The sequence below is a fragment of the Enterococcus sp. DIV1096b genome (genome assembly GCF_050498765.1).
Lineage (GTDB): Bacteria > Bacillota > Bacilli > Lactobacillales > Enterococcaceae > Enterococcus_D > Enterococcus_D entomosocium.
The window spans coordinates 2076987-2090576 of the sequence record NZ_JBMHEK010000001.1 but is presented as its reverse complement, the minus strand read 5'-3'; the positions used below and the strand labels follow the sequence as shown (position 1 = coordinate 2090576).

The following is a 13590-nucleotide window of genomic DNA, read 5'->3' as shown; positions in this document are numbered from 1 at the left end:
TCAGCACAAGGCTGATCAGTCATCATCATCATTTGTATTAGGTTGGTTATTTTCTTGCTCGTCCTCGTCGTCATCATTTGCAGTAGGTGTAACATTGTTGGATGCGTTATTCGATGATGTATTCGACGAACGATTTGTTGAACGGCTAGAAGATGCTTTTTTCCAATAGTCAGCATAGTTTGCATCTGAACCACCGAGTCCAAATTTGAAATTGACCGTATCTGGTCCGCCAGTTGCCCAATAAGAAGTAACGGTACTACTTGGATTCGTATAGGTTCGATTATCGACTCGCACGGTTCCTCCTGGTTGGGTACCAGTAAACTTGGAAACTTGAGCTTTTTTGACATCACTAGAAAGTTCAAACTTCTGATTTACACCAAAGACTTCTTGGTTTGTTTGATAGATACGATTGATCAAGTAAGCCATGTAATTGGCTGTCCGAGTTCCTGCTGCACTATCGGTAGCTTTATTGTCATCCCGCCCTGACCAGCTGCTGATGGTGATCGATGGGGTGGAAACGACTAGCCAAGAGTCAGACCAATTATTGGTAGACCCAGTTTTACCGACCCAATCGGCATTCCCGAGGTTCCAATCTAATCCGCTGATAACCGATTTAAAGGAACTGGTTTTTTGCTCATCGATAACACTACGCATCATGTCGGTCATGATGGAAGCTGTCGCTTCAGAAAAGACTTGGACCGGTTTGGCTTCATGCTGATAAAGCACTTCGCCTTCATTATCCTTGATTGATTCGATGATGTAGCCTTGCTGATAGACACCGTTATTGGCAAATGTTTGGAAGCCATTTGTTTGATTCAACACTGTGACATCGGTAACCCCTAATGGCGCTGATTCATATGCCCAGCTGTTATCTTCAGGATAGCCCATTTTGCTCAAATAATTTGAATAGGCATAAAAATGATCGCCTTCTTTTTCCCACAGATCTTGGAAAATATTTGTCGCTGCGATATTACTGGAAACTTCCAATGATTCGCGAATCGACATAAAAGTATTGGTTCCACGGTTTGTGGCATTGACGATCGGCTCACCGGCGTTTTCTCCTGTCCGCCATTTTGCGGCATAATCAGAAACCATTGATTCAGAGCCCATCAAGCCACTTTCGATCGCCGGTCCGTAAACCAACATTGGTTTGATACTTGAACCTGCTTGGCGTTTTGCATCAAAGGCATGGTTGAATTGATTGTCAGCATAGTTACGACCACCAATAAAGCCTAATACTTTCCCGGTGGCATTGTCCATCATGACGTTGCCGACTTCGATGGTGGAGTCGCCCCAGTTGTCTAACATATAGCCGTATTTATCGACGGCATCTTGCATTGCATTATAAATATCTTTATCGATCGTTGATGTGACGGTATAGCCACCATTAACTAGTTTTTGCTGCGCCAATTCGAAGTATTTTTGGTAGGTTTCGTCTTTGGCATATTCTTCGTCACTAACATCATCTTCATCTGCCAGCTGTTTGGCAATAATGTCTTTTGCTTCATTTAACACAGTGTAATAAAGGAAGCTTTGATCCGTTTGTTCAATGGCTTCTTGTTTTTTGAAGTCTTGCTTCAAGTCATAATTAAGCGCCTCTTCGTATTCTTCTTTCGTAATATCGTGGTTACGATACATACTGAAGAGCACGAAGTCTTTCCGCTCTAAGCCAGCGGTCAAGTTTTCCTTGATCTCGCCCGTATTTGTATAAGGGCTGTAGACGATCGGGCTTTGTGGCAGACCCGCAATAAAGGCTGCTTGCGGTAAAGACAGGTCAGCTGCGTTAACGCCAAAAATTCCTTGCGCCGCTTCTTGCACACCTGCGATATTTTGCCCTTTATTGTTCCGGCCAAAAGGGGAGATGTTTAGATACATGGTGACGATCTCATCTTTATCGAAAAATTTCTCCACTTCCATGGCTAATAAAATCTCATTGGCTTTGCGTTTGAAGGTCGTTTCACTGGAAAGGATTTGTTGTTTCACCAGCTGCTGGGTCAAAGTGGAACCCCCGCTGCCGCCAAAGCCTGTCGCTTCGGATAATAACGCCCGCACGACTGCTTTTGGTACGACGCCATTATGAATATTAAAATATTCGTCCTCTGTTGCGATGATCGCTTTTTTCAAGTAGTCTGAAATTTGATCGGAATTAACCGACGTTCGCATCAGATCTGAGCGAATCGTTGCGATTTTACTGCCATCAGCGTATGCGAGTTGAGAAGTCTCTGTGATGTCGGTCAGTTCTTTCTGCAACTCATCTTTAGAAGGAGCTGCGGTATCTTCCACAAGAAAAGCAAAGTAGCCGGCACCGATCCCTAAAGCTAAAGAACCGCCTAGCACCAGTAAAGAAATAGCCACTAAGAACAAGGCATGTAAAACCCTAAGACTGATATTGAAATAGAACCAGCCTCTATTTTTGTTTTCTGTATTCTTTTGATTTTTCGTTTTCTGGGACAAAAAGAGTCACCTCAATAAATTAGAATAGATTCCGTGTAATTATAGCAAAAAACAAGGCGCTTGGGTAGCACCCTATCTGTTATCGAAAGAAGTGTGCTAGAAAATGCCAGTTGGTATTTGTATTGAACCAGCGATAATAAGGGAAAACGAACTGATTTGCCTAAAAGTTTCTTTTTTGGTAAAGGACTTTGAGAGAAAGACTTTTCATTGCCCTCTTTTTCAGTTAAGATGAACAATGAAGCAATTATTAGGAGGAGAAAGAATGAGTACAGACTTTTTTGAAGAACTAAAGCAACGCGGATTAGTTCATCAGACCACAGACGAAGCAGCCTTGACCAAACAATTAAATGAAGAGTCTGTGAAACTATATATCGGCTTTGATCCTACCGCAGATAGCCTGCATATTGGTCATTTATTGCCTATTTTGATGTTGCGCCGTTTCCAACAAAACGGACATGTGCCGATCGCATTAGTTGGTGGCGGTACAGGAATGATCGGTGACCCATCCTTTAAAGATCAAGAACGTCAATTAAACACATTGGATACCGTTTTGGAATGGTCACAAAGTATCAAAAGCCAATTATCTCGCTTTATTGATTTTGATGACCAAGAAAATCCTGCCATCATTGCCAATAACTATGAATGGTTAGGGGAATTGAAACTGATCGATTTCTTACGGGACACGGGGAAAAACTTTACCATCAACTACATGATGAGCAAAGAAAGTGTCAAACGTCGGATCGAAACAGGAATTTCCTACACCGAATTTGCATACCAGCTTTTACAAGCCTATGACTTTTTGAACCTTTACGACAACCACGGTTGCTTGTTGCAATTAGGTGGTAGCGATCAATGGGGGAATATCACCTCTGGAATCGAATTATTGCGTCGTGAGCGTGAAGTCCAAGGGTTCGGTTTGACTATGCCATTGATCACAAAAGCAGATGGAACGAAATTTGGGAAAACAGAAGGCAATGCGGTTTGGCTAGATGCCAAGAAAACAACGCCTTACGAGTTCTACCAATTCTGGATCAATACGGATGATCGTGATGCAGTCAAATTCTTGAAATATTTCACCTTCTTATCATTAGAAGAAATCGCTGCGATCGAAGCTGAATTTAACGCTGCACCAGAATCTCGAGCAGCACAAAAAGCTTTGGCAAAAGAAGTCACTACTTTGGTTCATGGGGCAGAGGCTTATGAACAAGCCGTACGCATCTCAGCAAGTTTATTCAGTGGCAATATCAAAGAATTGAACGCTGAAGAGATCGAACAAGGCTTTAAAGGGGTTCCTAGTCATCAGGTAACAGCGGATGATTCTTTGAACATCGTTGAAGTGTTGACGACTGCTAAAATCGAACCATCAAAACGTCAAGCAAGAGAAGACGTACAAAATGGGGCCATCTACATCAATGGGGAACGCGTCCAAGACCTAACGTACGAGATCCAAGCAAGTGATCGGATCGGTGGAAAATACGTCGTGATTCGTCGTGGCAAGAAAAAATATTTCTTATTAACATTTTAATCGCAAAAAGCGAACCGACCTGTTGGTTCGCTTTTTTTCAAATTTTTGTAGAGGAAGGGTCTTTGTTGGAATGGGAAATATAGTGTTGAATGCCGCCGGTTTATTTGCCATGATCTTCTTAGGGTATTTTCTTAAACGGCTAAATGTCCTTTCAAAAGCGGATGGCTCGATCTTATCCAAAATTATTTTGAATGTGACGTTACCGGCAGCAATCATTTTGAATTTAGCTTCAATGCAAGTACAAGTCAGTGCGCTTAGTTTGATTGTGATCGCTTTGATCATTACGATCGTCCAGATCCTCTTCGCATTTTTCTTGACCAAAAAAGAATCGAACACGCTGCAACAGTTTGCTATGTACTGCGGGTCAGGCTTTAATATCGGCAATTTTGCAATTCCTTTTGCCCAAAGTTTTTATCCTTTAGGGATTCCACTGATTTCGCTGTTTGATATGGGGAACAGTATCATGTTGGCAGGGGGAACGACGATTTTCATCGAGTTCTTGATTGGAAAGCGGACGACGTTTGAACCAGGAAAAATCTTTTTGAATCTCCTGCGCTCGCCAACATTTACCATTTATCTAGTGATGCTGATTATCCGCAGTGCGGATTGGAGGATTCCCGAGTCAGCCTTGGCGCTCGTTCAGCCAATCGGGATCGCAAATACGTTTCTGTCCATGTTTATGATTGGCTTATTTTTGGATTTCCGCTTACCGAAGCACACTACGCCAACGGTAATCAAAATTTTAAGCTTACGCTACGGACTGGCTTTCGTGCTGTTCGCGGCTTTCTATGTTTTACCGATCCCAGTTTTATTAAAACCAGTACTTTGTTTGTTAGTGTTTGCTCCGATCCCTTTATTTGGGGTCATTAATTCCGTGATTGCTGGGATGGAGGAAGAGGCGGTGGGATTTGTTTCTTCCATTAGCTTTTTGATAAGTATGCCGCTAATGACGGGTGTCCTGATGTTATTTGGACTCGCTTGATAAAAAAATACGGCAATGAGCAAAATAATCGCTTTACAAGGTGCTTTTATCGATAATAGAGAAGACTAGATTTAGGAGGAAAAGAAAAATGTTGATTGGTTCACACGTTTCAATGAGCGGCAAAAAAATGCTTTTAGGAGCAGCAGAAGAGGCGGCTAGCTATCAAGCTACTACGTTTATGATCTATACCGGAGCTCCGCAAAACACGCGGCGCAAACCGATCGAAGAGATGCAGATCGCAGCTGGACAAGATTTTATGACGGAAAAGGGAATTTCGAATATCGTTGTCCATGCCCCTTACATCATTAATTTAGGTAATACCATCAAACCAGAAAACTTTGGCTTTGCCGTTTCGTTCTTACAAGAAGAAATCCAACGAGCCCAAGCTTTAGGTGCAACTCAAATCACGTTGCACCCTGGTGCCCATGTCGGTGCAGGACCCGAAGCTGGGATCAAGCAGATCATTAAAGGCTTGAACGAGGTCCTTGAAAAAAATCAAACCGCCCAGATCGCATTAGAAACAATGGCAGGTAAAGGCACCGAGATTGGTCGCAGCTTTGAAGAATTGGCAGCAATTATCGATGGCGTTACCTTAAATGAAAAATTATCCGTTACACTAGATACTTGTCACACGAATGATGCCGGCTACAATGTCAAAGAAGACTTTGACGGCGTGTTAAACGAGTTTGACAAAATCATCGGGTTGGATCGCTTGAAGGTCATCCATGTCAATGATTCAAAAAATCCACAGGGCAGCCACAAAGACCGACATGCGAATATTGGTTTTGGCACGATCGGCTTTGAAGCCTTGAATAAGATCGTTCATCATGAGCAATTATCAGCGTTACCGAAAATTTTGGAAACACCCTATGTTGGCGAAGACAAAAAGAATAAAAAAGCCCCTTATGGCTATGAAATCGCGATGCTGCGGGAAAAGACCTTTGATCCTGAGCTATTGACGAAAATCATGGCGGGTGCTTAAACGGTTCATTTAACCATGAGCCAGCTTATTATTGGAGGAAGAAAAATGGACTTTCAGTTGCTGATCGATGCCGCGAAACAAAAACTGGGATTCAGACAGCTCTCTCAATTTGCAGAAGCAGGGAGTGTTGCGGCAGCTCTGACTACTGCAGATGGACAGATTTATACAGGGATCTGTATCGATACCAGCTGTTCCATGGGTTTTTGCGCCGAACAGGCTGCGGCTGCGCAAATGATCACCGATGGGCAGCAGCGGGTGTTACAGATGGTTGCAATCAATTCGGCAGGTGAGCCGATCCCACCTTGTGGTCGTTGCCGTGAATTCATCAGCCAGCTGGATCCTGCCAACCACAACACGCAGGTCATGATCGCAGCAGGAAAAATCATGACGATAGAAGAGCTGTTGCCTTTTGATTGGAAAGCATCAAAATAAAAAGAGATTTAGCCCCTTAGACCGCTCTGTTCTAAGGGGCATCTTTGTTTTATCGATCCAATGGACGATCAACATGTTTAGATAAAAAAACTCCTCAACCAGCAATAGTGCTTTGTTGAGGAGTTGATCGATAGCAATGATTAGAATTTTTTCGCAGCTGCTGCTACGCGTTCTAAACCTTCAGCAATGATTTCTGCTGTTTTAGAAGGATCTGCATTGTGACCTTCGATGATTACTTCTTCTGTGATGTTCATGCCGAACATACCACCGAAAACTTTTTCCATAAAGGTTACAGCGTTTTCCATTGCGCTCATTTCGCCTGAGTAAACACCACCACGGGCATTCAATAGAACGATTTCTTTGTCTTTCAACAATTGGTTCATTGAACCATCTTCGTTATAAGAGAAAGTAAAGCCAGCTTGGAAGATATAGTCGATGAATGTGTGCAAAGCTGCTGGGATCGTTAGGTTCCACATTGGGAAAGCGAAAACGATGGTATCTGCTGCTGCGAATTTGTTCATCACGTCTTGACGGACAGTCATCAATTCTTGTTCTTCTTGGTTTAATTCTTGTTCTTGTGAAAGTTTGCCAAATGCTTCAAATAACGTTTGACCGATATAAGGCATTGGTTGTGCGTACACATCAAAGGTTACAACGTCCACATTGTTCGTATCAAGATTTTCAACGAACGTATCAAACATTTTTGCAGATACTCCATCAGGACGGTTATTGGCTTTAACAACTAAAATATTTTTCATTTTTTTCCACCTTTACTTTAAGTAAGTTTTAATCACAAAACGTAGTATACTATAAAATAATTTTGCTTACAATAAATAAGTGTACTTTTTTTAAAAAAGCTGGAATTTTGCAGTATTTTTCACGTAGTTTTGGTAAACTTTAGAGAAAACAGGAGGGGTTCTATGAAAATATTCGTGGTCGAAGATGACAAATCGTTAGTCAAAATGATGGAAAATCAATTATCCCGCTATGCGTATCAAACCTTTGTTCCAGAAAATTTCGCTGCGGTTTTAGCTGAATTCTTGATGATCCAACCTGATTTGGTTTTGTTAGATGTCAATCTGCCTTATTATGATGGGTTTTATTGGTGCCAAAAAATCAGGGAACATTCATTGGTTCCAATTCTCTTCATCTCCGCACGTGACGGCAATATGGACCAAGTGATGGCATTAGAATACGGTGCTGATGATTATCTGGTCAAACCTTTTTCTTATGACTTGCTGCTGGCTAAAGTGAAGAGCCATATTCGCAGAGTCTATGGGGATTATGCACAGTCTGATCGGGCGAGAAGCTTGAAAGCTGGCGAATTGACCTATTATCCGGAAGCGTTGAAGATGGTCTATCGTGAAGCCAGTGAATGGTTGACTGTTCGAGAAGGAGAATTATTGACCCTTTTAATGTCAGCGCACCCAGAAATGGTCAAACGGGAACGGATTTTAAATCTATTATGGGATGATGAGCGTTTTGTTGATGACAATACGCTTTCTGTCAATGTTGGCCGTTTGCGAAAAAAATTGGCGGCAATGGGCATCAATGATCCGATCCAAACGATTCGCGGAAAGGGTTACGCCTTATCGGTAGTAGGTACAGAAGAATGAGAGCATATGTAAGTGTTCATTTACCTAAACTACTCGTTACCTTCCTAGCCATTTCATTGTTCGTTTTAGTGATTTGGTTGGATGGCTATCGAAATTACCTCGTGATTGGTTATGGTCTGCTTCTATTCGGGCTGTTCATTGTTCTTGTTTATTTGGCAGATTACCTTTCCAATACTACGTTTTATCATTATATCAAGCATGGAAGAGCGACACACCGAAGCAATGGCTACCTTTCCAGGCAATGGCGCAAGCAGTTCGATGGACAAGAGCAGCATGAGCAAGAGCGGCTGACAGAATTAGATCAGCACCATCAAAATCATATTCGTTTCATGAATATCTGGGTTCATCAAATGAAAACACCTGTCTCAGTTTTGGCGCTAATGGCTGAAAGTGAAGAAGTCGATAGCTATGATCTTTTGGCTGAAACAGATCGCTTAAAAAGTGGCTTGGCGACTGCGCTGAATTTTGTGCGCTTGGAAGATTTCACGGAGGACTTCGTTATCGAGTCAGCCTCACTGTTGGAATTGTTAAAACACAGTATCGGTGACCAGAAGCGGAATTTCATTCGCAGTGAAGTCTATCCGAAGCTGATGAGTGAAGCAGATATCACGGTGACAACAGATAAAAAATGGCTAGGTATTTTGCTCTTTCAGCTCATCAGCAACGCCGTCAAGTACTCAAAGCCAGACAGTAAGGTCTATTTTGAGATCGATCCTTTTTCTAGAAAATTGACGATCTCAGATGAAGGGTGCGGAATTGCAGAAGCGGATCTGCCAAGGGTTTTTCGCCCCTTTTATACAGGTCAGAATGGTCGGCAAACAGGCGAGGCAACTGGAATCGGACTTTACTTAGTCGAAACGATCAGCAAGCAATTGGATATCGATATCGCTTTGGTCTCTAAGGAGAATCTAGGCACGACGGTTACATTAACGTTTCGGACGTAAAGACTTTCTTACAATTTTGTAAGCTTTCTATCATGAAATCGATAACTGATTGCGGTGCCGCCTGCTAAACTGGTAGCAAAGGAGTGAAGATGATGGCTTTACTAGAATTGAAAAATGTATCGAAAACCTATACAGGGGAAGTGTCTGTTGAGGTTTTACAGCAAATCGATCTCAAAGTGCCAGAAGGAGAATTTATCAGCATTATGGGTCCATCTGGCAGTGGCAAGACCACCATGCTGAATTTGGTGGCAACATTGGATAAACCGACTTCAGGTTCGGTGATCATCAAGGGCGAGCAGCCCCTAGAATTATCTAAGCAAAAACTCGCGGAGTTTCGTCGTCGGCAACTAGGTTTTGTTTTTCAAAACTACAATTTACTTTCGCCATTGAGCGTGCTTGAGAATGTGATTTTACCACTGACATTGGATCGGGTGCCGGTTCTTGAGATGAAAGAACGTTCGGAACAGCTATTACGTGAGCTTGGGATCTATGAGAAAAAAGACAAACGCATCTATCAGCTTTCCGGTGGAGAGCAGCAGAGAGTTGCGATTGCTAGAGCTTTGATCCATCAACCGGAATTGCTTTTAGCAGATGAACCGACGGGCAATCTTGATTCAAAGGCAGCACGAGATGTCATGGAAATACTAAGTCAGATGAACAAGCAACTTAAGGTCACCACCATGATGGTCACCCATGATCCTTATTCTGCCAGCTTTTCTGATCGGGTCGTTTTCATCAAAGATGGAAAGCTGTATAACGAAGTCTATCGCGGGGCTGATCAACAGCAATTTTATCAAAAAATTCTTGAAGTCCTAGCACATTTAGGAGGTCGCCGTCATGAATTTCAGACAGTTGATCATTCGTAATCTGCGGGGGAATTTTCGAACCTATGCGGCCTACTTCGTCAGTAGCGCCTTTGCGGCGATGGTGTTTTATATCTTTAGTCTTTTGCTCTTTCATCCGCAATTGGAAGAAAATTTGTCCAATAGCGGTACACTTTCAGAATTGGCGAAGGTCGGTCTATCCGTCGCACTTGCAGTGATCGCTTTACTGTCGCTGTTGTTTTTATGGTATACATTTGTGGTCTTTTTAAAACGACGCAAACGTGATCTGGCAATCTACTTGATTTTGGGGATCGAAGAAAAAGATCTGCGAAAGATTTTGTTTGTCGAAAATGCCCTTTTAGGAACCTGTGCCACAGTGACCGGTATTGGGTTAGGGATTTTATTGACGAAATTATTGCTGCTGATTGCGCAAAATGTCATGTATCTAACAGAAGGACTGAAATTTATGGTTCCTATGGAAGGTTTAGGATTGACCTTTGGGATCTATGTCTTTATTTTTCTCTTGATCTCCTTTTTCAGTACCCGCGCCTTGCAAGGAGAACAGATCATCTCATTGATCAAGGAAAATGAAAAGCCACGTCCTGAACCAAAAAGCCATTGGGCATTGGCTTTTTCAGGAATTGTGCTGTTACTAATTGGCTATGGATCGGTCTTTTATTTTAGCTACCAAACGTACTCGATGCTGCCGCTTATGCTAGGAGTCTTGTTGACTGTTGCGGGCACGATTTTGTCATTCCATCAGTTCAGCGTATTTCTATTGAAACGATTAAAGAAACGCCCGACCTTCTTACGAGGGACTCGGATGCTGACTATCAGCGAATGGATTTTTCGCATGCGAGACAATGCGGCGATGTATAGTCTGATTGCTATTAGTACCTCCGTGGCATTCGTTGGGATTTCCGTGATGCTGGCGATTGGCAGTTCTTCTTTTTCTTCGATCCAAGGAATTAGTGTAGCCTATGTATTTCCGTGGTCTGGGCCAGAAGACCTCGATCATACCGAGGGAAAAGTAAACGAAATTAAAACTGCTATAGAAGAAAAAGGGTATGCGCCTGTAACGGATAGTGTTTCCTTACTATGGGCATATGCGAATCTTGATGAATCTGCAGTTACGAATGATTCATTCTATACGACGAATGGCTTTTCAATTATGCGAGAAAGCGACTATCAGAAAATGATGAAACAAATTGGTGAGGAAGCTGATTCTGTTGCAGATAATCAAATAATGACACTTAGTGCTAATTATTCACGTCGAAAACAGCTTCTAGAAGTCCCTGAGAACGAACGTACAAGTATCTATCCAATCGAATTGGAATCAGAGACCGGTATAAAAAAAGATGTTACGATTGTCCACAGTCCCTCAATGCTTTCTCTGGATTACTTTGGACTGTCAGTTGTGACAGATAAAACCTTTGAGGAGTGGCAAGCCCTCTTGCAAAAATCCACCGACGATATGGAATCTGGTTTTATTTGGTTAGACTATCCAGAATGGGCTGAAACACCTGAATTGGTATCTGATTTCAATGGGGATTTAGATAAAGAAAATGCCTTGATCGATCAGCAATACGAAGAGCTCAGTCAGGAGTTTGAAGCCAAAGGTGACTATACGGATGAAGAGTGGGCAGAAGCAGCAAAAGACATTCCGATGCGTACGTCTTATACCTCGAAATACCAAGCTTTCCAAGAAAATCGTCAAGGAAATGGCATCATCTTAATGATCACGGTATTACTGGGTTCGGTTTTCTTTATTTTCTCCGCTTCAATTATCTATTTCCGTTTATTTGCAGATTTAGATAAAGATGGGGCGTACCACCGTTCCTTGCATATCTTAGGTGTGTCGCCGAAGGAGCGTCACAAAGTTCTGCGACGCCAACTGCAAGTGATGTACTTCTTGCCAACAGTCGTGGCAATGATCCATTTTGCGGTGGCAATGACCGCTTTGCGTATTTTAGTAGAATTGCCTGTATGGCAATACTATGGTGTGATTGTTAGTCTCTTTTTGATTTTCCAAATCGTTTTTTACTTTGTTTGTCAGTATCGGTACTTGCAGCAAATTGATAGGATCGCCGATCCTACAGAGTAATTTATTCTTCAAGCCAAATCTCTTTCAGTTTGTACTGATTGGGATTTGGCTTTTTATTAGCTAGTTTGTCTAAATTTCTATCCATGAAGCCTTTTAATTGTGCAAATCATTGAAAAGCAGATAAAATTAAGTAACGCTCATTTTGTCAAACAAACGAAGAGACACTGTTAGAACACGACAACTGTCAGATGCAAAATTCATTTCGAGTACAGTGAAGGCTGCGGTCGATGGATTTAGGGAAGCACTTATTTGAGGGAGGAGACCAATGATCACACGACTTGGAAAAGCATTTGCAGTCTTACTGTTGCTGATTCCTTTATTTGCTGGTATCCGGATTGTTTATGGAGAAACCGATGTGGGCGCCAAGCTGATCACAAATGTGTCGATCGTCAATAGCCACAATGAGGTCATTACAAGTATCGAAAAAGATGACTCGTTTAAAATAGATATGACGTGGAGTTTAGAAAATCTGGGTGACTTAAAAGCCGGTGACAAAGCAACAGTCACCTTGCCAGTTGAGATTGAAGGCGTCAATAATACGTATGCTTTATACGATGAAAATAACAACTTAGTGGTCAATGTTACCCAAGTTGGCAATCAGCTGACCTTTGTTTTCACGGAATTTGTCGAACAAAATACCAATGTACACGGGGACTTTTATTTTTGGACAAAGTTCAGCGATGAAGTGACAGAGAACCAAATCAACAACATCAACTTCGAAACAGTAAATGGAACGCAATCGGTGCCTATTTTTATTCAAGCAGTGGATGATACAGGGGAGGGAGCCTTACTCACCAAACAAGGACTGTATTTAGGTACGCAAGAACCCAAACGGATTATTGATTGGCGTGTGTATATCAACTCGTTTGATACAAATCAAGTGACGATCAAAGATGGAACGTTTATTGATATTTTAGGTCCCCATCAGATACTCATCAGTACGACTGCCCGAGTGGTTTACGGCCCCAGCGTTTCCAACCCAACGTATGTTGAGCAAGTACCGATCGTTTTAAATAGTGATGGCTCCTTTGAAATTCCTTTGCGGGATACGGAGGAACGGATCTACATTACCTATAAAACAGAAACTGATGGATCATTGGAACAATATACCAATCGGGGCATCCTTGATGCCGTGGTCAATGATGTGCCAAGAACAAGCAGTATTACTGGCTATACGCCACGCTATGGTGGCGGTGGTGGCGGAACCGGTGAACCAGGGGAGTCCAGCAGCACGGAACCAAGTAGTGGAAGCAGTACTAGTAGTACTACCGAACCAAGTAGTGAAAGCAGTACAAGTAGTAGCACGGAATCAAGTAGTGAAAGCAGCACCAGCAGTAGCACAGAACCAAGTAGTTAAAGCATCACTAGTAATAGCACGGAACCAAGTAGCGACAGTAGCACCAGTGAATCCACCGAATCAACTAACAGGAGTAGTTCTAGTAATACTGGGGCGGTGTCACCTGAAAATTCATCCTCTGGGATCAATAAGTCATCCAAAACAAATAATTTGCATAATCAATCAGAAAAACAGCACTTTCCTCAAACGAATGAAGTGTCTAATCATTTATGGATTGCAATAGGAATGGTTTTAACAGGATGCGCATTGAAGTTAGGTTGGAGTAAATTTATCAGGTAGATAGAAACTGAAATTTTGGAGGCAGTTTTATTACTTGGAAGAAAAATTAATAAAGACTTATTTAAAGGAAAGATGCCATTTTATGGCCACT

The 13590-nt window shown here is 42.2% G+C and carries 10 protein-coding genes and 1 pseudogene; 9 read left to right on the top strand and 2 right to left on the bottom strand.

Features of this window, described 5'->3' with window-relative positions; all coding sequences use genetic code 11:
- Positions 1-15 precede the first annotated feature (15 nt).
- On the bottom strand, positions 16-2454 hold the full coding sequence (locus tag IGJ17_RS09945) for a transglycosylase domain-containing protein (RefSeq protein ID WP_429961316.1): 2439 nt from the start codon (positions 2452-2454) through the stop codon (positions 16-18).
- 262 nt (positions 2455-2716) lie between these two features.
- Between IGJ17_RS09945 and tyrS the strand changes: the two genes are divergently transcribed.
- From tyrS to IGJ17_RS09925, 4 genes are all read left to right on the top strand, one after another.
- Positions 2717-3979 carry a tyrosine--tRNA ligase gene (tyrS, locus tag IGJ17_RS09940; protein WP_008378466.1) on the top strand — a complete coding sequence of 421 codons (1263 nt, stop codon included), beginning with the start codon at positions 2717-2719 and terminating at the stop codon, positions 3977-3979.
- A gap of 70 nt (positions 3980-4049) precedes the next feature.
- On the top strand, positions 4050-4961 hold the full coding sequence (locus tag IGJ17_RS09935) for an AEC family transporter (RefSeq protein ID WP_016612232.1): 912 nt from the start codon (positions 4050-4052) through the stop codon (positions 4959-4961).
- 88 nt (positions 4962-5049) lie between these two features.
- Entirely contained in the window at positions 5050-5943 is an 894-nt protein-coding gene (locus tag IGJ17_RS09930) for a deoxyribonuclease IV (protein WP_005225802.1), read from the top strand.
- 45 nt (positions 5944-5988) lie between these two features.
- Complete coding sequence (locus IGJ17_RS09925; protein ID WP_086332454.1) at positions 5989-6375, top strand: cytidine deaminase family protein; 387 nt, start codon at positions 5989-5991, stop codon at positions 6373-6375.
- 140 nt (positions 6376-6515) lie between these two features.
- Here IGJ17_RS09925 and IGJ17_RS09920 read toward each other — a convergent pair whose 3' ends face one another.
- Positions 6516-7133, bottom strand: coding sequence for an FMN-dependent NADH-azoreductase (locus tag IGJ17_RS09920; protein WP_005225804.1), 618 nt, complete (start codon positions 7131-7133; stop codon positions 6516-6518).
- A 162-nt stretch (positions 7134-7295) separates the two neighbouring features.
- Between IGJ17_RS09920 and IGJ17_RS09915 the strand changes: the two genes are divergently transcribed.
- From IGJ17_RS09915 to IGJ17_RS09895, 5 genes and pseudogenes are all read left to right on the top strand, one after another.
- The gene (locus IGJ17_RS09915; RefSeq protein ID WP_005235415.1) at positions 7296-7991 is read left to right on the top strand and encodes a response regulator transcription factor; all 696 of its coding nucleotides are present in this window, start codon (positions 7296-7298) and stop codon (positions 7989-7991) included.
- Positions 7988-8935, top strand: coding sequence for a sensor histidine kinase (locus IGJ17_RS09910; protein ID WP_086332453.1), 948 nt, complete (start codon positions 7988-7990; stop codon positions 8933-8935). Before IGJ17_RS09915 ends, IGJ17_RS09910 begins: the two co-directional genes overlap by 4 nt.
- A gap of 89 nt (positions 8936-9024) precedes the next feature.
- Positions 9025-9801 carry an ABC transporter ATP-binding protein gene (locus tag IGJ17_RS09905; RefSeq protein WP_008378452.1) on the top strand — a complete coding sequence of 259 codons (777 nt, stop codon included), beginning with the start codon at positions 9025-9027 and terminating at the stop codon, positions 9799-9801.
- The gene (locus IGJ17_RS09900) at positions 9773-11863 is read left to right on the top strand and encodes an ABC transporter permease (RefSeq protein WP_429961315.1); all 2091 of its coding nucleotides are present in this window, start codon (positions 9773-9775) and stop codon (positions 11861-11863) included. The genes IGJ17_RS09905 and IGJ17_RS09900 overlap by 29 nt, the downstream gene beginning before the upstream one ends.
- A gap of 265 nt (positions 11864-12128) precedes the next feature.
- A pseudogene (locus IGJ17_RS09895) lies at positions 12129-13499 on the top strand (Ig-like domain-containing protein).
- Positions 13500-13590: the final 91 nt, after the last annotated feature.